Raw genomic sequence first — 20,572 nt, forward strand, 5'->3', positions numbered from 1 at the left:
AGTCTCCAAGGGCTCCGGGGGCGGGGCCCTTCGGTTTCTGGGAGTAGTAGGGTGCGGGCTCCTTCTCGACGAGGAGTCCTCGAATGCGTGGTGGATGCTGGGCGGTCCTCTCGTGCGTGCTGCTGGCCGCGTGTGCCACGCCGGCCCGGAGAGGCCCCGGTGCGGATGCGCCGCGACTGCTGACCTGGTCCGAGCAGATGTCCGTGCGCGAGGCCTGGCTGGAGAAGCGCCACGGGCTGCTGCTGGACATGATGCGCCGTCATGGCGTGGGCATGTGGATTGTCGTCAACGAGGAGTTCCATGACGACCCGCTCACGCAATTCGTCGCGCCGCCGCGGCCGTACGCGGGCAACCGGGACGTGTTCGTCTTCGTGGATGCGGGGCCGGAGGGCCTGAAGCGGGTGGCGCTGACGGGCTACGCGGAGGCCTCGCTCGCGCGCTTCTTCGAATTTCCCGCCGAGGGCCGCACGGCGCGCGACGTGCTGAAGGAGCTGGATTCGCGTTACCAGCCGAAGACGATTGCGCTGGGCATCGGCGGCCGGCGCGGGGTGACGCGCAGCCTGACGCGCGACGGGTATGCCTTCCTGGTGGAGGCGCTGGGCGCGGAGGCGGAGTCGCGCTTCGTGAGCGCGGCGCCGCTCATCGAGGAGTACCTGGACACGCGGCTGCCCGAGGAGCGGGAGCACTACCGCGCGCTGGTGGCGCTGACGGACGCGGTGGTGAAGGAGGCCTTGTCGCCCGCCGTGGTGGTGCCAGGGAAGACGACGGTGGGCGACGTGCGCCGCTGGCTCTACGACAGGCTGTGGGAGCTGGGTGTGGACACGTGGTTCCAGCCGGACCTGCGCGTGCAGCGCAAGGGGCTGGTGAGCTCCACGTCGCGCGGCTTCCTGGCGCCGTCGACGGAGGACGTCGTCATCCAGCGCGGTGACCTGCTCCACGTGGACTTCGGAATCACCTACCTGGGGCTGAACACGGACTGGCAGAAGATGGCGTACGTGCCGCGCGAGGGTGAGACGGATGTGCCCGCGGGACTGAAGAAGGCGCTCGCGAACACGAACGCACTGCAGGACGCGCTGATGCTGCGGGCCTCGCGGCCGGGCCGCTCGTCGGCGGACGTGTACGAGCAGACGATGGCGGAGATGAAGGAGAAGGGCATCGAGGCGATGGTCTACAGCCACCCGCTGGGCAACCAGGGCCACGCGCTAGGGGCGCACATCGACTTCCGCTCGGCCAGCCGCAAGGAGGAGCCCAAGCTGCTGCGCGAGGGCTCATACGTCGCGATTGAGCTGAACACGGCCACCGCGGTGCCCGAGTGGGATGGGCAGAAGGTGTTCGTGATGCAGGAGGACCCGGCGTACCTGACGGGTGAAGGCTGGAAGTTCTTCGTGCCGCGGCAGGAGGCCTTCTACTTCGTCGGGAGCCAGGTCTTCACGACGCGCGGCGCGGCCATCCACTGACTGAGTGGCCATCCACTGACTGAGTGAGGTGACGGCCCTCAGAAGCCGAGGCCCGCGCCCACGCTGAAGGCCCACATCCGCGCGGTGCCGGCGGTGCGGAGGCCGTCCGGTGTGTCCACGTCGATGCGGACGCCGGCCCGCGCGAAGCCGGAGCCGAGGCGGGCGCGGACGAAAGGCTCGAGGGACAGTTGCGAGTCCTTGCCATCCCACGCCGCGTCGGTGAGGTGGGGCGAGACGAGCTGCGCGCGCAGGCCGGGCTCCAGCAGGCCGAGCCCGAGCGAGGCCTCGGCGCTGGCCTGCGCGACGAAGTGGGTGTCCTCCGAGGAATGGGAGACGGGCACCAGCATGCCGAGGGCGACATCGGCGCGGAGCTGGAAGCCCGGCAGGTCCATGCCGACGGCGAGGGGCAGCACCACGGACGTGGTGTCGAGCGACCACAGCCATGGGTCCGCCAGCCCGCGCACGGCGGAGGCGGCGGCGTAGTTGGCGCCCTCGGCGGCGGTGGCGGACTCGCCGGCCTTGCGCGCGTCTGCGCGTAGGGCGATGGGAAGGGCCACGGCGGCGCCGACGCGGACGAAGAGGACGTCCTCCGCGGCCGTGCGCGTGTGGTGGATGCCGAGGAGGAGGTTGGACGGGCCGACATGGCTCCACTCGCGGCTGCTTCCGGACGCGAGCGTGGTGTAGGGCAGCCCCCAGTCCAGGCGGAGCTGGCCGTGCTCGGACACCTTGAATCCCGCGGAGAGCGTGGGTGAGAAGTGGCGCGTGGACACGTCGTTCAGCCGGGGCGCCGACGAGAAGAGGAGGGTGGTGGCGACGAAGTTGTCGGGCTCGCGGACCTGCGCAGAGGCGGTGGTGCTCGCGAGCGCGAGGCAGGTGGCGAGGAGCCACGCGGCGGCCCGGCGATGCGGGGCGCGAAGGCGGAAACGTGTCTGCATACGGTGTGTCCCGTGAGGCCTGTCCGGCTCACGGCCCCCTGTACTTCCTGGAACACCGGTAAAGACGTAGACGGTCACCCGTCCTTCAACGCGTCGGCTGATTTTTCGCCATCCGTGCACGAGCGGACACGCGCGGCCGCGTCTCATCCTGCGACAGTCCGAGAACGCGCAGCCGATGGTTGTGAAATGGCTTATGCCTGACGCGATGAGGACCTGCATGACGCGGACATGACGAGCCCCTCCGGCGGCCGGTCGTGCCGGAAGGAACGTTCATTCCGCGAGTGGGGCCGCCCGGAGGAGTGGAGTGCTTGGCCAACCTCCGGCGGCCGGTCGTGCCGGAAGGAACGTTCGTTCCGCGAGGCAGGCGCCCGGAGGCGAGGCGTGCAGGTCCGTCCGCCGGCGGCCGGTCACCCTGGAAGGAACGTTCATTCCGCGAGTAGGGCGCTCGGAGGCGAGGCGTGCAGTGCCGCCCTCCGGCGGCCGGTCATGCTGGAAGGAACGTTCATTCCGCGAGTGGGGCGCCCGGAGGAGTGGAGTGCCTGGCCGACCTCCGGCGGCCGGTCATGTCGGAAGGAACGTTCATTCCGCGAGTCAGGCGCCAGGAGGAGTGAAGTGCTTGGCCGACCTCCGGCGGCCGGCCATGTCGGAAGGAACGTTCATTCCGCGAGTCAGGCGCCCGGAGGGGAGCAGTGCCGGCCCTGTCATGATGGCCGCGAGTCAGGCCGCTTCGGTAGTCCCGCGCCCGCTCACGTCCGCCCACGTGAGGCCGAAGCGAGCGAGGTACTTCTTCAACCGGTCCGCGTCGTTGACGCTCTTCTTCTGCGCACGCGACTGCGCGAACAGCACGCGTCCGGCATCCGACAGCGTGCGCGAGGCGCGGCACACGCTCAGCACATCCGCCAGCTGCACCCGGTCGAACCGGTCCAGCTCCCGAGCCAGGTCCTCCCCGAGAAGCTCCGCCACCGGGTCCACCGCGCCACCGCGAGACTCGGAGCGAGTCCCCGCCGGGCGCCACTGCTCGCGCAGCCGGCCAAGCTCTTCGTCCACCACCTCGCGCGTAATCCGCCCTCCGGCGGCGAGCGTCGCCATGCGCAGCACGGCGGCATTGAGGTCCCGGAAGTTCCCCGACCACCGCGCATCCGGTGACGTGGCGAACGCGAGGAACCGCTCCTGCGCCTCCTTGTTCATGGTGACGCGCGTGCCCATCGCCTCCGACGCCTGGTCCAGCTCGTAGAGAAGATTGGGCGGAATGTCCTCGGGGCGCTCGCGCAGCGCGGGCAGTCGGAAGGTCCACAGGTTGATGCGCGCAAGCAAATCTTCACGGAAGCGCCCGCGCTCCACCTCGATTTGCAGGTCGCGGTTGGTCCCGGCGATGAGCTGGAAGTCGCTCTCCACCTCCCGGTCGGAGCCCACCGGCAGGAAGCGCTTGTCCTCCAGTGCGCGCAGCAGCATGGCCTGCTCGTCCGCGCCCAGTTCGCCAATCTCGTCGAGGAACAGCACGCCGCCATTCGCCTGTCGCAGCAGGCCGGGCCTGTCCTGAAGCGCCCCGGTGAAGGAGCCCTTCACATGGCCGAACAGTGCGGACATGGCGCCGTCACCGCGCAGCGTGGCGCAGTTGAGGTCCACGAAGGGGCCGGTCACCCCGCGCCGTGCCTTCTTCAGCGCATAGACGCGGCGCGCGAGCTGCGACTTGCCCGCGCCGGTGGGGCCGGTAATCAGCAGCGGCGCCTTCGACTGCACGGCCACCTGCTCAATCCGCTCGATGAGCCGGTTGAAGGCGGGGTTGAGCGTGTCGATGCCGGCCTTGAGGAAGGACAGGCCCTCGCGCTGCTCCTGCTGGAAGCGCGCGGCCAGCGTGTCGTACTGCGACAGGTCCAGGTCGATGAGCGTGTGCGAGCCCGGCCCGGAGCGGTCCCTCCCGGTGCCCGCGGGCGACATCTGCACCAGCCTGCCGGGGATGAGGCGGCTCTCCACCAGGAGGAACATGCAGATCTGCGCGATGTGCGTGCCCGTGGTGATGTGGACGAGGTAGTCCTCCTCCTCGGGGTTGAAGGTGTAGCCGCGCACGTGGTCCAGCAGCGCGCCGTACGTCTCCTCCAAGTCCCACGGGTTCTGGATGTCCAGCACCGTGGGGCGCACCTCCGTCTCCGGTGACACCTGCTGGATGTCCGCCCGCAGCGTGCCCAGGAGCGACGCCGCATTGGGTGGGTGCAGCAACTCCAGCCGGTGCACCACCAGGTCCTCCTGCTGGCACAGCGCCACCGTGGGCCGCCACTTCGCCCACCGCTGCGGCCCCTGTCCCGTGTCCAGCGTCGTCCCCAGCATCCCGAGGACCACCGTCTTGCGCGCCCGTGCTTTCGCCATACAGATAGGATTTTATCCCAACAGATAGGCGAAGGCACCTCGCCCGAAGGTCTCTCCTCGGAAGAAGGGTTGGCACGCCGGCTGCTCTACCTCCCGACGTGCCCGGGACGCAGAGCCCGGGCGGACGACCGAAAGGTGCAGGCCATGAACCGCAACAACGCGAACTACGAGGTGCTGTCGGACGAGGCGGGTCGCCCCATCAAGGCGTGGACGGTGGGTGTGCCGTTCGAGGACGAGGCGAAGAAGCAGCTCCGGAACCTCCGTGGCCTGCCCTTCATCCACAAGTGGGTCGCGGTGATGCCGGACGTGCACCGTGGTTACGGCGCGACGGTGGGGAGCGTGGTGCCGACGGTGGGCGCGGTGGTGCCGGCGGCGGTGGGCGTGGACATCGGTTGCGGGATGATTGCGGTGCGCACGACGCTGCGCGCGGACCAGCTCCCGGACTCGCTGCGTGGGGTGCGCTCCGCGATTGAGCAGGCGGTTCCGCACGGCCGTACCGACAACGGCGGCCGTAACGACGCGGGCGCGTGGCGCTCGGCGCCGGCTCCGCACCAGGCGGAGTGGAAGCGGCTGATGGAGGGGTACGACGTCATCGTCGGGAAGCACCCTCGCATCGGCCGTGGGCCGGACATCGCGCACCTCGGGACGCTCGGGACGGGTAACCACTTCATCGAGCTGTGCCTGGATGAGTCGGACGGCGTGTGGCTGATGCTGCACTCGGGTTCGCGCGGGGTGGGTAACCGCATCGGGAGCCACTTCATCGAGCTGGCGAAGGAGGACATGCGCCGCTTCTTCATCCACCTCCCGGACGCGGACCTGGCGTACCTGCCCGAGGGCTCGCAGCACTTCGATGACTACGTCTTCGCCGTGAGCTGGGCGCAGGACTACGCGGCGACGAACCGGCAGTTGATGCTGCACTCGGCGGTGGACGCGCTGAAGCGCAGCGGTGAGCTGCCCCCGTTCGAGCTGGCGGACGAGGCGGTGAACTGCCACCACAACTACATCTCCCGTGAGCACCACTACGGGAAGAACTGCTTCGTGACGCGCAAGGGCGCGGTGCGGGCGCGCGAGGGTGACCTCGGCATCATCCCCGGCAGCATGGGGGCGCGTTCGTACATCGTCCGCGGGAAGGGGAACGAGGAGAGCTTCCACTCCTGCAGCCACGGCGCGGGCCGGGTGATGTCGCGTGAGGCGGCGAAGAAGCGCTTCACGCTCGAGGACCACGCGAAGGCGACGGCGGGTATCGAGTGCCGCAAGGACGTTGACGTCATCGACGAGACGCCGGCTGCGTACAAGCCCATCGATGCGGTGATGGCGGCGCAGGCGGACCTGGTGGAGGTCGTCCACACCCTGAAGCAGGTGGTGTGCGTGAAGGGTTAGGGCACGCGAAGTCATCGACAACCCAGATACCCGCACGAGGTGGCCATGCCGGGATGAAGACACCGAGGCGCCCGCTTCCCCCTGAGAGACCGAAAGGTCGCCAGCATGGGGGGAGCGGGCGCCGCTATTTTTGGATAGGTGTCAGGCTGTCCCGGATGGCGCGTGGGTCGCGGGAGCGAGGAGGCAGTGCAGATGGTGCGCATCGATGGTTCTCAGGGAGAGGGTGGCGGACAGGTGCTGCGCACGGCGCTGGCGCTGTCGCTGGTGACGGGGACGCCGTTCACCATCACGAACATCCGCGCGGGCCGGAAGAAGCCGGGCCTGCTGCGCCAGCACCTCACGGGGGTGAAGGCCGCGGAGGCGGTGGGCGCGGCGGAGGTGTCGGGCGCGGAATTGGGCTCGTGCGAGCTGACGTTCCGTCCGCGGGCGCTGGCGGCGGGCAACTACCACTTCTCGGTGGGCACGGCGGGCAGCGCGACGCTGGTGATGCAGACGGTGCTCCCGGCGCTGCTGATGGCGGGGACGCCGTCCACGCTGATGCTGGAGGGTGGGACGCACAACCCGGCGGCGCCGCCGTTCGACTTCCTCCAGAAGGCGTACCTGCCGCTGCTCCGGAAGATGGGGCCGGCGGTGGAGGCGACGCTGGAGCGGCCGGGCTTCTTCCCGGCGGGAGGCGGGAAGTTCCGCGTGGACGTGCGCCCGGCGCCGCTGAAGCCGCTGAGCCTGCTGGAGCGCGGAAGGGTGCTGCGCCGCGACGTGAAGGCAGTGGTGGCGATGATTCCGTTCGACGTGGCACAGCGAGAGCTGGACGTGGTGGGCGGGGCGCTGAAGTGGCGGCCGGACGAGCTGCGCACGGAGGAACTGAAGCGCTCACCGGGCCCGGGCAACGTGCTGGTGGCGGAGGTGGAGAGCGAGCACGTGACGGAGGTCTTCACCGCGTTCGGCGAGCGGGGGAAGCGGGCGGAGGTGGTGGGCGAGGAGGTGGCGTCGGAGGTGAAGCGCTATCTGGACGCGGAGGTGCCGGTGGGCGAGCACCTGTGCGACCAGCTCCTCCTGCTGCTGGCCCTGGCGAAGGGCGGGGCCTTCCGCACGCTGCCGCTGGATGGGCACGCCCAGACGCAGCTCCACACGATGGCGCACTTCCTGGACGTGAAGGTCCAGGTCCGGGAGGTGTCTCGCGAAGTGCGTGAGGTGGAGGTGCGGGGTTGAGCTAGAATCGCGCCGCCATGCGCTCACTCCGCACGTGTCTCCTCCTCGTGTTGTCCCTCTTGCTGGCCGCGACGGGCTGCTCGCGACAGAGCGGTGGTGGGTTGCAGGCGGACGTCGCGATGCACTGCGCGGAGCTGCAGCGCAACACCGAGCAGGCGGCGAAGATCTACCGGGCGGGGCTCGACGACCTGCCTCCCATTGGCGGCGAGATCAGCGGGCACCTGCTCTCGCGGCTCTACAATGAGGTCAACTGGTGCTCCCGGGTCCGTTCAGAGGGACAGCGGGAGTTGATGGGGCTGATGCAGGAGCTGTCCATTGTCGTCGACACGGCGACCAGCAAGCTTCCGCTGGCCAGGCAAGGCGTAGGCGGCGTGGAGGGTGGGGCCTCGCCGGAAGCGAGCGCTGCTCGTGTGGAGGTCTCCGGGTACCTGAACCGCATCGCGGTCATCATCGGGGAAATCAACCAGCGCCCGCTCAAGCGCTGACGCCCGCGCGCCGGCTCAGCGCACGAAGCCCGCCACCGGGTTCTCGAACACCTTGCTCACGACGTTCATCGTCCGGAGCCAGGCGTGCGCCTCCTCACCGAGCCGTCCGTACACCCGCACGTCGATGGGCTTCACGACGCCGAGCAGGGCCTTGAACTCGGGCCAGCCGGAAATCATGTGGATGTGGTCCATGACCTGGCTGGAGTCGGCGAAGGTGATGATGGCGCCCGCTTCCGAGTCACCGGGGCTCCCGTAGAACTGCACGCCGACGAGGCGACTCACGCCCTCGATTTCCAGCCGCCGCACCGCGGCCCGGATGGTGGCTTCGAACACGTCGAACGGTGCCGTCAGCTCGAACACCTCCACGAGGGTGATGCGCTCAGTGGCTGGCAGCTTCATCTCTCCGCTCCTTTGCCGGGCTTCCCCTCTGCATAATCACGGCATGGAGCCAGGAACCATGTCCGTCCCCCCGCTTGCCGCCGTCGCCCTTCTGACACTGGCCGTCGGTTGCGCCGGAGCCACCGCGAGCACCCGAGCGCTCCCCACCCCGGACGCGAGCACGGTGGACTCACTCTTCCGCGACTACGCCGGTCCGGACAGTCCCGGGGCCAGCGTGGTGGTGATTCATGACGGGCAGGTCGCGCTCCAACGGGCGTACGGCCTGGCCGACCTGGACCAGCGAGCACCCGCCACGCCCGAGAGCAACTACCGGCTCGCGTCGCTCACCAAGCAGTTCACCGCCACGGCCATCCTGCTGCTGGTACAGGACGGCAAGCTTCGCCTCGATGACCGCGTCGTGGACGTGCTCCCCGGCTTCCCACCGTACCTGCGGGAGGTCCGCATCCAGCACCTGCTCCAGCACACGTCGGGCATCTGGGACTACGAGGACTTCGTCCCGTCCACGCAGACGGTGCAGGTGAAGGACCGTGACGTGCTGGACTTGCTCTCCCGCACGGAGCGCACGTACTTCCCGCCCGGGACGGCGGTGCGCTACAGCAACTCCGGCTACGCGGTGCTCTCGCTCGTCGTGCAGCAGGTCAGCGGAATGTCCTTCGCCCGCTTCCTGCACGAGCGCGTCTTCGTCCCGAGCGGCATGCCCTCCACCGTGGCGCATGAGGAGGGCGTCTCCACGGTGCCCAGGCGCGCGTATGGCTACGCAGTGGGTCCTGAGGGCTTCATCCCCAGGGACCAGAGCAACACCAGCGCCGTGCTGGGAGATGGCGGCATCTACACATCCGTGGTGGACCTCGTCGCCTGGGACCGGGCACTGGACTCGCATGGGCTCGTCAGCGCGCAAACCCAGACACTGGCGTGGACGCCGCCGACGCTTCCGGATGGCAAGGTCAGTACGTATGGCTTTGGCTGGTTCGTCGACGACGACGGCGGCAGGAAGCGCCTGTCCCATCATGGCGAGACGTGTGGCTTCACCAACGCCATCGTGAAGTATCCGGGGCAGCGCCTCACGGTCATCGTCCTGACGAACCGCGCGGGCGGAGAGCCATGGCGGCTGGCGCAGCGAATCGCGGACCTCTGGCTCGGCACATCACTGCCCGCGAGCCGGCCCTGGCCGTTCGAGCACCTGCCCAACGCGCATTGATGCTTTCGCCCGGAGGACGCTCCTTTCCGGGCCAAGGTTGGTAGGTGATGGCGTCTTCCTTTCAGGGCCGTGGGTGCGCGAACGGGGGAAGACGATGGCAAAGCGAGTGGACCTGGAGGCGCTGGGTACGACCTTTCAGAGCCGCTATGAGGTTGTGGAAAAGATTGGCGAGGGTGGATTCGGGGACGTCTACAAAGCCCACCAGGTCGCGACAGGACAGACAGTAGCGGTCAAGGTGCTCCGCATTCCGACGGAGCGCTCGGATGACCAGGCAGAGCGGCTCATGGCCCGCTTCCATCGCGAGATGCGGCTGTGCGCGCGGCTCCACCATCCCAACATCGTCCGGTTGATTGACTCGGGGCAGGGCGCTGGGCGCGGTGTCTATTCTGTCTTCGAGTTCATCCCGGGAAGGAATCTCGCCACCGTCCTCCAGGAGGAGCAGCAATTGCGGCCGCTGGAGGCGCGCCACCTGATGATTCAGGTCCTCGACGCCCTCGCGAGCGCGCACGCGGAGGGCGTCGTCCACCGCGACCTCAAGCCAGCGAACATCATGATTCGCGGTGGCGCACGGCGGAACGCGGTGGTGCTCGACTTCGGCATCAGCTGTCTCACCGACGAGGCCCGGCACGACGAGGCCCGTATCACCCAGAGCCACGAGTGGGTCGGCTCTCCGTCCTACGCCGCGCCCGAGCAGCTCCGCGGCGAGCCGCCCCTGGCGCGCTCGGACCTCTATGCGTGGGGGCTCATCTTCCTGGAGTGTCTCACCGGCACGCGGGCCATCCGGGGGGAGAGCGCCGCCGAGGTCGTCTTCCGGCAGCTCTCGCCGGAGCCCATCTCCATCCCGGAGTGGCTCATCTGGAGTCCGCTCGGGCCCCTCCTGAACCGCGTCACCGCGAAGCAGGCGCATGCGCGCGACGTCACCGCCGAGGGGCTGCTGCGGGAGCTCGAGGCGTGTGAGCTCGGCTCGCTCCGAGGGGAAGAGCCGGGCGCCACACCGCTGCCCGCGCCGCCCCAGTCCACGGAGACGATGCAAGGGGTGGTGCCCTCGGGCAGCCCGAAGGTGGGGGGCACGCCTCCCGAGTTGTCCGTCGACCTCATGCGGGGTGAAGCGGAGCGCCGGCAGATTACGGCCCTGTGCTGCACGTTCCGGGGCGTGGCGCAGGGAAGCGGGGCGCTCGACGCCGAGGAACTGGAGCAGCTCCTGCGCGTGGGGCAGGAGCTGGGCACGACGCTCGCGCTCAAGCATGGCGGACAGGTGGGCGGCTCGCTGGGCGGCACCATCCTCTTCCTGTTCGGCTACCCCACCGCGAATGAGGACGATGCGCGGCGCGCGGCACGTGCCGCCCTGGCGATGCTGGCGGAGATCCGGCAGCGCGGTGTGGTGACGCTGAGCCGGTACCGCGCGCGCCTGGAGGTCGGCCTCGGCCTGCACACCGGCTTGATTGTCACCCGGCGGCCAGAGGAGGGGAGGGACGGCGGCCCCAACTTCGGCGGCACGGCGCTGCAATCGGCGACGCGACTCAGCGCGCTGGCGGGGCCGGGGGACATCCTGGTCAGCGGTGAGACGCAGCGGCTCCTGCGCGGCCAGTACGCCTTCGACTGCCGCGGCGCGACGGGCGATGCGGACCTCGGCAATGCCTATCTCTTGAGGGAAGGGGCCACGGACGGGGGCGTTCCGGACCTTCCGCTCGTCGGCCGCCAGCGGGAGCTGGTCGCGCTGCGGGAGCGCTGGGACAAGGTGCGCGGCGGCCTCGGTCAGGTCGTCCTCGTCACCGGCGAGCCGGGCATCGGCAAGTCGCGACTCGCCCGGGCCATCCGCCAGCAGCTCAGCGGAGAGACACATCGCTGGCTCGAGGGACGCTGCGCGCAGGATGCGCGCAACAGCCCGCTGTTCCCCATCGTCGAGCTGCTGGAGCGACTGCTGGACGCCGGACGGGAGCTCACGCCCGAGGCGAAGGTGGAGCGGCTGGAGGCGCTGCTGTCGGAGCACGGCTTCGACCTCGCTGAGGCCCTGCCGCTGTTCGTGCCCCTGCTCTCGCTCCCGCTGCCCGCGGGGTACACGCCGCTCGCGCTGCCTCCGCAGAAGCTGCGGGAGCTGACGCACAACGCGCTGCTCTCGCTGCTGTATGAAATGGGCGAGCACTCGCCCGTCGTGCTCCTCATCGAGGACCTGCACTGGGCGGACCCGTCGTCGCTGGAGCTGTGCTCGAAGCTCGTGAGCGAGGCCGCGTCGGCCCGGGTGTACGTCCTCTTCACCAGCCGGCCCGAGTTCTCTCCGCCCTGGTCCCCGTCCTCCGCGCTCACGCTCCAGCTGGGCCCGCTCGAAGGGCCCGACATCGCGCGGATGGCCGAGGCCGTCGTCGGCGGTCTCCCGCTGTCCCCCGAGGCCGTGGAGCGCATCACCTCCCGCACCGACGGGGTGCCGCTCTTCGTGGAGGAGCTCGTCCGGATGATGGTGGAGTCCGATGCGCTCGTGAAACGCGATGGCGGCCTGGTCCTCGCTGGCACGCTCGACGTGCTGGTCATCCCCAGCTCGCTCCGGGGCCTGTTCACGGAGCGCCTGGACCGGCTGGGCCGCGCCCGGGAGACGGCGCAGGTGGCCGCGGTGCTCGGCAGGGAGTTCAGCTTCGACCTGCTCCGCGCGGTGCTCCCCATCGACGAGTCCACGCTGCGCGAGGACCTGGATGCGCTCGTGAGCGCCGACCTCGTGCATCGCCGGCGGCGGCCTCGGGCGCCCACGTACCTGTTCAAGCACGCGCTCATCCAGGACACGGCCTACGACTCCATCGTCAAGAGCCGGCGGCGGGAGCTGCATGAGCGCGTGGCCCGCACGCTCCAGCGCGACTTCCCGAAGCTGGCCGAGGAGCAGCCAGAGCTCCTGGCCCTGCACTTCGAGCGGGCGGGACTCCCCGCCGAGGCGACCGTCTGGTTCCTTCAAGCCGGCAAGCACGTCATGCAGCGCTCCGCGTTCGTCGAGGCCTCGGCGTTGCTGTCGCACGGTGTCGAGCTCGCAGCGCAGTCCTCCGAGACGGAGTGGGCCGCGCACCGGGAGGTGGAGCTCCGCGCGCTCCTGAGTGGAGCCAGCTCGGCCTCGCGCGGCGTCTCCGCGCCCGAGTACGAGGCCAACGGCCTCCGTGCGCGTCAGCTCTGCCGGATGCTCGGGGACCCTCCCGTGACGTTCTCGGTGGTCTTCTCACTCTGGCTGCTCTACGTCGTGCACGGCACTCGGCCGGAGTTGGCGGAGGACTGCATGACCGAGCTGCTGGCGCTGGCTGAGAAGAGTCAGTCCGCCGCGATGCGGATTGGCGCGCGCCACGCGTGCGGAACGACTTGTTACTACAGCCAGCGGTATGAGCAGGCGCGGGCCTGGTTCCTCCAGGAGCTGGAGATCCCCGCACCCGAGGACCAACGGGAGCTGGTCCGCACGTTCAGCGATGACCATGGGGTGTATGCCCTGTGCTGGCTGCAGCACGTCGAGCTGTACAACGGCCGCGTCGGAGCGGCGCTGGGCTACGTGGAGCGGGCTCGCGCGCTGGTGCGGGAGCTGGGAGACCCGCTCCTGAGCTCCGTCGTGGCCGTCGCCACGCAGGTCACCTACCACCTCCTGGGCGACACCGGCCGGATGGAGGCCGAGGCTGAAGTCGCGTGGAAGCTCACGATGGAGCATGGCTTCGAGCACTGGCAGATGCTGGCCCGCATCGCCTATGGCCACGTGCTCGCACGGCGCGGCGAGCTCGACAGGGGCTTCGAGGAGATCGACACCGGGCTCCGGTACTTCACCTCGAACGGTATCTGGACGAGGCGGCCCTATTGGACTGCTCACAAGGTGGACGCGTTGCTGCTGGCGGGGCGCCGCGCGGAGGCGCTGTCGCTGATTGATGAGACTGTCGAGGGCGCTGTTGGGATGTTGGATCAGCAGTCCATTCCCACATTGCTCCAGCGGAAGGCCCTCCTGCTGGCCGAAGACGGCGAGCGTGAGAGGTCGCTCACGGTGCTCCAGCAGGCGCTCGCGATGGCCCGGAAACAGCGTGAGTGCATCTCCGTCTTGAATGTCTCGCTGAGCCTTACGCGGAGCCTGCTCGACCTGGACCGGCGGGCGGAGGCGCGCGCATGTCTGGCGGCGGGCGTGGCGGACATCCAGGATGGCCGGGGCTGGCCCGCGTACGAGGAGGCCGTCCGGTGGCTGGCCTCGCTGGATGGCGCTCCGTGAGCCGCCGTGGCTGCCCGTCCGGAAGCCAGGCGACGTGAGCGCGCTGGCGGGGCCTCGCCCGTGGGGCAGCCGGGTTCAGCGCGAGGCAACCTCTTGAGTAGCGCGGAACAGGGCCTACGCAGCATGTATCCACGCAGCAGGAGGATGCTCGCGTGGCCGAAGTCCCTGAAGTCGAAATCATCGTTCGAGACCTCCGGCAGGCTGTCGTGGGGCGGCACTTCACGGAGGCCGAGGTGCTGTCCCCGGCCGTCGTGCGCTTCCCCTCGCCGCCGGACTTCATCGAGGCGCTGCGCGGGCGCACCGTCACCGGCGCGCACCGGCGGGCGAAGTTCATCCTGCTGCCGCTCGATGACGGGCGGACGCTCGCCATCCACTTCATGCTCTGGGGTGACTTGAAGCTGCTCCCCCAGGGGAGCGAGCGCGCGCCCTCGACGCTCGTCGTCTTCTCGCTCGAAGGTGGCGAGGAGCTGCACCTCACAGACACCCTCGGTTACGCGCGCGTGGCGGTGGGCCCTGCCTCCGAGGTGGCCTTGCGCCTCAAGCTCGAGGAGCTGGGGCCCGAGGCACTCGATGACACCTTCACCCCGGAGGTGCTCGCGCGGCAGCTCCGTCGCCGCAGGAGTCCGCTCAAGACAGTGCTGCTCAACCAGCGCGTCCTCGCGGGCCTGGGCAACCGCGACGCGGACGAGAGCCTGTGGCAGGCGGGGTTGGATCCGCGCCGGCTCGCGTCGTCCCTCACGCGAGAAGAAGGGGTCCGCCTGCACCGCGCCATCCGCGCCGTGCTGGAGGAGGGGCTGCGCCTGCGCGGGACGCAGAAGGACCTCTTCGGCGTGCAGGGCCAGGCGAAGCACCGCCGCAACGTCTTCGGCCGCACGGGTGCGCCATGTCCTCGCTGCACCACGCCCGTCTCGCACCTGCGCATCGGCGGGCGCAACACGCACTGGTGCGCCACCTGCCAGCCGGAGTCCGGCGCTCCCTCCGAGCCGGCGCAGGCCTCGCTGTTGTGAGCCATCAGCCGGGGCGCTGAGCCGCGCCGGGCCGGGTGGGCGCCGGGCCCGGCCGCTGTTATGAAGCACGGCGTGTCCGACGTCACCGAGCCGCCATCTCTCGATGCCGCGCTGGCCCGCGCCAGCGAGGAGCTGGGCTTCCCCAGCTACTACCAGTCCACCGTGCGCCCGCTGCTACGCAACCCCGAGGGGCGCTGGCCCCGCTGCTGCGGCGGAGGCTGTGAGCCCTGCGCCCAGACGCTCATCCGCGTCGCACTCCGCGCGCTGGAGTTGATGGGCACCCCGCGCCAGAGCCCCCTGCCGGACTGAGCCTGGAGACACGCATGCCCGCACCGCACCCGCTGCTGCTCGTGGATGACGACGCCGCCTTCCGCAAGGTGTACGGCGGCCTGCTGCGCGAGGCGGGCTACGAAGTCTCCGAGGCCGCGGACCGACCCTCCGCCCGCGCCGCCTTCGACGCCCGGGACTTCCCCCTCGTCCTGCTCGACTTGATGCTCCCGCCCGATGGCAGCGTGAATGCCGGCTTGGACGGGCTCGCCGCGCTGCTGAGCGCGCGGCCCGGCACCAAGGTCATCGTCATCTCCGGGGCAGGGGACACGCGTCACACGCTGGAGGCCGTGCGCCTGGGCGCGTACGACTTCCTCACCAAGCCGGTGGACCCGGACGTGCTGCTCGTCGTCGTGCAGCGCGCCCTCGCACGCGTGGCGTTGGAGCGGCAGGTGGAGGCACTGCGCACGTCGCTGGCCCGCGCCGGAGGCGACACCGCGCTGGTGGGACAGAGCCCGCCATTCCTCGCGGCCGTCACCCTCGCCGAGCGCGTGGCGCCGAGCGACATCCCCGTGCTTGTCACCGGAGAGAATGGCACCGGCAAGGAGTTGCTCGCGCGCACGGTGCACCTCAAGAGCCGCCGCCACGCCGGGCCCTTCGTCCCCATCAACTGCGGCGCCCTGCCGGAGTCGCTGCTGGAGAGTGCCCTCTTCGGTCACGTGAAGGGCAGCTTCACCGGAGCGACGAAGGACCACCGTGGCCTCTTCGCGGAGGCGGACGGAGGCACGCTCTTCCTGGACGAATTGGGAGACATGACGCCGTCGCTTCAAGTGAAGGTGCTGCGCGCGCTGGAGACGGGCGACATCCTCCCGGTGGGCGCGGACCTGCCGGTGAAGGTGGACGTGCGGCTCATTTCCGCCACTCACCAGGACCTGGGCCGCATGCAGAAGGAGGGCACCTTCCGCGAGGACCTCTACTGGCGCGTGAAGGGCGTGGAAGTCCGCCTGCCGCCGCTGCGCGAGCGCGCTTCGGACCTGCCTCTGTTGGCGAAGCACTTCCTCAACCAGTGCGCCCACCTGTGCCCGGACGGACGCGCGCGGCTGCTGTCGGACGCGGCCGCGGAGGCGCTCGCCGCCCATGCGTGGCCCGGCAACCTGCGCGAGCTCCGGCACGAGATGCAGCGCGCCACCGTGCTCGCCGGAGAGCGCCGCGAAATCCAGCCCGAGGACTTGTCCTTCACCGGCAGCGAGCGGCCCCGCGCCAGCGCGCCGGGCGCCACGACGCTGGCGCAGAAGGTGGAGGCGCTGGAGCGGCGCGAAATCGAGGAGGCGCTGAAGCGCTGTGGCGGCAACCGCACGCACACGGCCGAGGCCCTCGGCCTGTCGCGCCAGGGCCTGCTCAAGAAGCTGGAGCGCTTCGGCCTGACGTGAATCAGAAGAGGCGCGCGCCCAGGCCCAGCCGCCCGGCCCAGCCCAGGCGCGTCTCGCCCTCGCCGACGCGCTCGCGGAACGTCTCCAGCCCCACCTGTGCCGCCGCCAGCATCGACAGGTTGGAGCCCAGGTACACCTCCACGCCGCCACCGCCGAGCGCCTGGAAGCGTCGCGCCTTCTCGTGCGACAGGCCGATGTCCAGCGGCAGGTCCACCAGCCCCAGCAGCGACACCGTGTCCGCGGCGCGGTAGACCGCCACCAGCCCCGGCGTCACCCGCAGTAGCACGCCGGAGAAGTTGTCCTCGTCCATGTACGTGGCCCCGGAGTTGAGCACCACGCCCAGTCCCAGCGTCGGCGCCAGCGACAGCGGCCCGCGCTCGTACACCTTGCGCCGCACCGCCAATTCCAGCGCCGCGGACAGCTGGAACCACTGCAGCTTCCCGCGCGCCTCCAGCTCGAAGCCGGCGATGCCCTGGCGGAAGCCCACGCCCAGCTCCGGCGCTCCGACGTAGCCGTAGAGGGCCGTGGTGCCGTCCGGCAGCGTCGCCGGCGCCACCACCGCGCCCAGCGGGTCCTGCTCAACCCCCTCGCCTCGCGCCGCGTCGGAGCCCGTGACGCGCCGCTCCTCGGGAGGAGACGCAGGGGCGGATTCCTGGCCGAAGGACTCCAGGGAGGCCAGCAGCAGCGCGGACACGAGCAGTCGGGACGGAGCGGAGCGCGTCATGGCGCGCACCCTACCTCGGGGCGTCCCTCCTCGAAACCCAACGATTCCGGGGGCTTGTACGGCACTAAATGATCTGTCAGGCTTGCCTGGAAGAATACGGAATCCATGGCTGCCGCTCACTCACAACCTTTCACGTCTGCTGAATCCGGCACCTCCGCCTCGGCGGAGTCGCGTCGTCGCGCGTCACGTGGGCGCTCGCGCGTGCTGCTGGTGGACTCGGACGTGAGTGCGCAGGCGGTGCTCGCGGCGGGGCTGGCGGAGGCGGGCTTCGAGGTGCTGATGGTGGGCGGCGCCCACGCGGCGCTGGAGGCGCTGGCGCAGGACGGCCGGCTCCCGCACCTGGTCATCGCCGAGGTGGAGCTGCCGGACGGAGATGGCTTCAGCCTCTGCGGTCAGGTGCGTGCGGACGCGCGCACGGCGCACGTGCCGGTGGTGCTGCTGGCGCGGCGGCAGGAGGACTTCCACAAGGACCTCGCCGGCGGCGTGGGCGCGGATGACTACCTGCCGCAGCCGGTGCTGGTGCAGGACGTGGTGGCGCTCGCGCGGCTGAAGGCGGCCCGGCGCATGGGTGATGCCACCTACGAGTCGCACACCGCGCGGCTGTCGCTGGTGCACGTGGCGCGGGCGCTGCTCGCGGGCGTGCGCTCCGGCCGGGTGGTGCTCGCGGAGGGCGCGGGCTGGTTCGCCTTCCGGCACGGGCTGGTGGTGGACGCCGTCTTCCACGGCGAGCGCGGCAGCCTCGCCTTCCGGCGCATGCTGTGCTTCGGCAGCGGTGCGTACGCGGTGGCGCTCGGGCCGGAGCTGCACAAGGGCTCGTTCACCATGGACCGCGCGTACCTGTGCGAGACGGTGCTGCCGGGCCTGGAGCGCTTCGACGCGCTGCGCGCACGAGGCCTGCCGCTGGCGTCGCGGCTGACGGTGGACTTCTCTCGGCTGGCGGAGATGCTGTCCACGCTGCCCGAGGACGTGGGCGAGGTGGTGCGCCTGTTCGACGGCCGCCGCACGCTGCGCGCCATGCTGCTGGAGTGCCCCTTCCCGGAGGCGGTGGCCTACGAGGCCTCCACGCGGCTGTTCGCGCTGGGGGTGCTGGTGCCGGCCTGCCACGTGGAGGAGCGCGAGCGCGCCCGCTGCGGCGCCACCGTGCCCGGCTTCTTCGAGCCCTCGCCCTCCGTGGAGTCCCAGCCTGGCGCGGTGGACACCTCGGCGCAGGACTCCTTCGAGGCCTCGCTGGACCTCGCGGAGGACGGTTCTTCGGAGCCCCTCACGCTGGTGGGTGGTGCCCAGCCCCCGGTCATCCTCACGTTCCCCAAGCAGGCCTCGCGCACCGTGAGTGGACCGGGTGCGGGCGGCTCGGGGGCCGTGCCGGACGACGCGGGGATGTGAAGGGTTTGACTCGACGGGCCGGGGTGGGCGAGAAGGCCCGCGAGAGGCCACACCCATGTCCGGTCACAATCGGTGGTCGAAAATAAAGCGCCAGAAGGCAGCCATGGGCGCGACCAAGGGCAAGCTGTACTCCAAGGTCATCAAGGAGATCACCGTCTCCGCGCGACTGGGCGGAGGAGACCCCGCGGGCAATGCCCGGCTGCGCGTCGCGCTCGGCCTGGCCCGCGAGGCGAACATCCCCAAGGACACGATTGAGCGTGCCATCAAGAAGGGCACGGGCGAGCTGGAGGGGGAGAGCTACGAGGAGGTGACGTACGAGGGCTACGGCCCCGGTGGCGTCGCCATGCTGGTGGAGTGCCTCACCGACAACCGCAACCGCACCGCCGCGGACGTGCGCTCCATCTTCGGCCGCTACGGCGGCAACCTGGGCGCCGAGGGCGCGGTGGCCTGGATGTTCCAGAAGAAGGGCGCGATTACCGTCAAGCCGGGCCCCACCGAGGACCAGGTGATGGAGAAGGCCATCGACGCGGGCGCGGAGGACGTCCTCAACCACGGCGACGAGGGCTTCGAGGTGCGCACCGCGCCGGCGGACCTGCACACGGTGGCCACCCGCCTGGAGGCCGCGGGCCTGACGCTGGGCGAGCAGAAGTGGACGTACCTGCCGCAGAACACGGTGCAGGTGGAAGGCGACAACGCACGCGGCCTGCTGAAGCTGATGGACGTGCTCGAGGAGAATGACGACGTGCAGAACGTGCACGCGAACTTCGAGCTGGACGACTCGGTGATGGAGTCCCTGTCGCAGTAGCGGCGGGGGAATGGAGAGGCAACGTGCGCGTGCTCGGCGTGGACCCCGGCAGCCGGTTCATGGGCTACGGGGTGGTGGAGGACAAGCGGGGCCGGCTGGTGCATGTGGGCCACGGCGTCATCAAGGTGGACGAGTCGGCGCCGCTGGCGTCCCGGCTAAAAGACTTGCACGCCGCGCTGGTGGAGGCGCTGGCGCGCTACAAGCCGGACGCGGTGGCGGTGGAGGGGCTGTTCACCTTCCGCAACGCGCGCAGCGCGCTGGTGCTGGGACATGCGCGCGGCGTGGCGCTGCTGGCGGCGGCGCAGGCGGGGCTGGTGGTGCACGAGTACGCGCCGGCCAAGGTGAAGAAGTCGGTGGGCGCGGGCGGCGCGAGCGGCAAGGATGCGGTGGCGCGGATGGTGCGCACGTTCCTGTCGCTGGAGGCGTCGCAAATCCAGCGCGCGGACGCGAGCGACGCGCTGGCGGTGGCGCTGTGCCACCTCAACCACGGCCGGGCCGCGGTGCCGACGGCCACGGCGGCGGCGGGGAAGCAGCGCAAGGGCGCGGCGGGGCTCTTGGCGGACCGGCTGGTGTCCGCCTATCGGAAACCGGAGGCGAGATGATTTCGCGGTTGCGCGGGACGGTGCTGGAGAAGGACCTGGAGGACGCCACCATCGACGTGGGCGGCGTGGGCTACCGGGTGAACTTCTCCACGCTGGCGTTGGGCAAGTTGCCGGCGGACGGACAGCCGGTGGACGTGCGCGTGCGCACGGTGGTGCGCGAGGACGCCTTCGAGCTGTTCGGCTTCCTGTCGAAGGCCGAGGAGGACCTCTTCCAGCTCCTCACCGCCGTGACACGCGTGGGCCCCCGGCTGGCGCTCACCGTGCTGTCCGGCATGGAGGTGGCGGAGCTGGTGGCGGCGCTGTCTCGCGGCGAGGTGGCGCGGCTGTCGAAGATTCACGGCGTGGGAAAGAAGACCGCCGAGCGGCTGGTGCTGGAGCTGAAGGACAAGGTGAAGAACATCCACCTGGAGGCCGTGGCCCGGGGTACGGCGCCGGCCGCCGCGAGTGGCACCCGCTCCGACCTGGTCTCCGCGCTCCTCAACCTCGGGTACAAGCAGCCCCAGGCGGAGAAGGCGGCGGAGCTCGCCAGCGAGCGGCTGGGTGCGGAGGCGTCCTTCCAGGCCCTGTTCCGCGAGGCGCTCAAGGCCCTACGCTCCGGTGGCTGATCGCAGGCGGGGACTACCAGGGGTCGGTGTGACCACGCTGTGACGAGTAGCCGGGAGTTCCCCGCGCAATCCGCCGAAGCTCCCTTTCCCCAAGAAACCGAATGGGTCCGCG

17 protein-coding genes are annotated in these 20,572 nt (G+C 70.3%); 13 read left to right on the forward strand and 4 right to left on the reverse strand.

The genetic code is table 11. The annotated features are described in order from the left end of the window. Window positions 1–83: 83 nt before the first annotated feature. The gene (locus G4D86_RS34765) at window positions 84–1,457 is read left to right on the forward strand and encodes a M24 family metallopeptidase (protein WP_163998418.1); all 1,374 of its coding nucleotides are present in this window, start codon (window positions 84–86) and stop codon (window positions 1,455–1,457) included. 38 nt (window positions 1,458–1,495) lie between these two features. Here G4D86_RS34765 and G4D86_RS34770 read toward each other — a convergent pair whose 3' ends face one another. Both G4D86_RS34770 and rtcR read right to left on the reverse strand, forming a co-directional pair. After that, entirely contained in the window at window positions 1,496–2,392 is an 897-nt protein-coding gene (locus tag G4D86_RS34770; RefSeq protein ID WP_163998419.1) for a hypothetical protein, read from the reverse strand. Window positions 2,393–3,109: 717 nt separating this feature from the next. Beyond that, entirely contained in the window at window positions 3,110–4,756 is a 1,647-nt protein-coding gene (gene rtcR, locus G4D86_RS34775) for an RNA repair transcriptional activator RtcR (RefSeq protein WP_163998420.1), read from the reverse strand. Between the two features lie 144 nt (window positions 4,757–4,900). Here rtcR and G4D86_RS34780 point away from each other — a divergent pair, with 144 nt between their 5' ends. The 3 genes from G4D86_RS34780 (at window position 4,901) to G4D86_RS34790 (ending at window position 7,830) form a co-directional block, all read left to right on the forward strand. Then, window positions 4,901–6,136 carry an RtcB family protein gene (locus tag G4D86_RS34780; protein ID WP_163998421.1) on the forward strand — a complete coding sequence of 412 codons (1,236 nt, stop codon included), beginning with the start codon at window positions 4,901–4,903 and terminating at the stop codon, window positions 6,134–6,136. Window positions 6,137–6,328: 192 nt separating this feature from the next. Beyond that, entirely contained in the window at window positions 6,329–7,345 is a 1,017-nt protein-coding gene (gene rtcA / locus G4D86_RS34785; protein WP_163998422.1) for an RNA 3'-terminal phosphate cyclase, read from the forward strand. Window positions 7,346–7,362: 17 nt separating this feature from the next. Further along, a complete protein-coding gene (locus tag G4D86_RS34790; protein WP_163998423.1) occupies window positions 7,363–7,830 on the forward strand; it encodes a hypothetical protein in 468 nt (155 codons plus the stop codon). A 15-nt stretch (window positions 7,831–7,845) separates the two neighbouring features. Here G4D86_RS34790 and G4D86_RS34795 read toward each other — a convergent pair whose 3' ends face one another. Further along, the gene (locus G4D86_RS34795; protein ID WP_163998424.1) at window positions 7,846–8,229 is read right to left on the reverse strand and encodes a hypothetical protein; all 384 of its coding nucleotides are present in this window, start codon (window positions 8,227–8,229) and stop codon (window positions 7,846–7,848) included. Window positions 8,230–8,287: 58 nt separating this feature from the next. On the opposite strand from G4D86_RS34795, the gene G4D86_RS34800 reads away from it, so the two are divergent. From G4D86_RS34800 to G4D86_RS34820, 5 genes are all read left to right on the forward strand, one after another. Then, window positions 8,288–9,427: a serine hydrolase domain-containing protein gene (locus G4D86_RS34800; RefSeq protein ID WP_163998425.1), complete on the forward strand. Its 1,140-nt coding sequence runs from the start codon at window positions 8,288–8,290 to the stop codon at window positions 9,425–9,427. 94 nt (window positions 9,428–9,521) lie between these two features. Beyond that, on the forward strand, window positions 9,522–13,637 hold the full coding sequence (locus G4D86_RS34805) for a TOMM system kinase/cyclase fusion protein (protein WP_163998426.1): 4,116 nt from the start codon (window positions 9,522–9,524) through the stop codon (window positions 13,635–13,637). A gap of 152 nt (window positions 13,638–13,789) precedes the next feature. Then, window positions 13,790–14,644, forward strand: a complete 855-nt coding sequence (gene mutM / locus G4D86_RS34810) for a bifunctional DNA-formamidopyrimidine glycosylase/DNA-(apurinic or apyrimidinic site) lyase (protein WP_163998427.1) — start codon at window positions 13,790–13,792, stop codon at window positions 14,642–14,644. A gap of 72 nt (window positions 14,645–14,716) precedes the next feature. Continuing rightward, window positions 14,717–14,953 (forward strand): hypothetical protein, encoded by a 237-nt coding sequence (locus G4D86_RS34815; protein WP_163998428.1) that lies wholly within the window; start codon window positions 14,717–14,719, stop codon window positions 14,951–14,953. A gap of 14 nt (window positions 14,954–14,967) precedes the next feature. Beyond that, window positions 14,968–16,341, forward strand: a complete 1,374-nt coding sequence (locus G4D86_RS34820; protein ID WP_163998429.1) for a sigma-54-dependent transcriptional regulator — start codon at window positions 14,968–14,970, stop codon at window positions 16,339–16,341. Window position 16,342: 1 nt separating this feature from the next. Here G4D86_RS34820 and G4D86_RS34825 read toward each other — a convergent pair whose 3' ends face one another. After that, window positions 16,343–17,065 (reverse strand): hypothetical protein, encoded by a 723-nt coding sequence (locus G4D86_RS34825; RefSeq protein WP_163998430.1) that lies wholly within the window; start codon window positions 17,063–17,065, stop codon window positions 16,343–16,345. Between the two features lie 201 nt (window positions 17,066–17,266). On the opposite strand from G4D86_RS34825, the gene G4D86_RS34830 reads away from it, so the two are divergent. Genes G4D86_RS34830 through ruvA form a run of 4 tightly spaced genes read left to right on the forward strand, consistent with a single transcriptional unit; the run spans window position 17,267 to window position 20,460 of the window. Next, complete coding sequence (locus G4D86_RS34830) at window positions 17,267–18,448, forward strand: response regulator (RefSeq protein ID WP_240360630.1); 1,182 nt, start codon at window positions 17,267–17,269, stop codon at window positions 18,446–18,448. A 55-nt stretch (window positions 18,449–18,503) separates the two neighbouring features. After that, window positions 18,504–19,253 carry a YebC/PmpR family DNA-binding transcriptional regulator gene (locus G4D86_RS34835; RefSeq protein WP_163998432.1) on the forward strand — a complete coding sequence of 250 codons (750 nt, stop codon included), beginning with the start codon at window positions 18,504–18,506 and terminating at the stop codon, window positions 19,251–19,253. 23 nt (window positions 19,254–19,276) lie between these two features. After that, window positions 19,277–19,855: a crossover junction endodeoxyribonuclease RuvC gene (gene ruvC, locus G4D86_RS34840; protein WP_163998433.1), complete on the forward strand. Its 579-nt coding sequence runs from the start codon at window positions 19,277–19,279 to the stop codon at window positions 19,853–19,855. Beyond that, window positions 19,852–20,460: a Holliday junction branch migration protein RuvA gene (gene ruvA / locus G4D86_RS34845; RefSeq protein ID WP_163998434.1), complete on the forward strand. Its 609-nt coding sequence runs from the start codon at window positions 19,852–19,854 to the stop codon at window positions 20,458–20,460. The genes ruvC and ruvA overlap by 4 nt, the downstream gene beginning before the upstream one ends. Window positions 20,461–20,572: the final 112 nt, after the last annotated feature.

It is taken from the genome of Pyxidicoccus caerfyrddinensis (assembly GCF_010894405.1).
Lineage (GTDB): Bacteria > Myxococcota > Myxococcia > Myxococcales > Myxococcaceae > Myxococcus > Myxococcus caerfyrddinensis.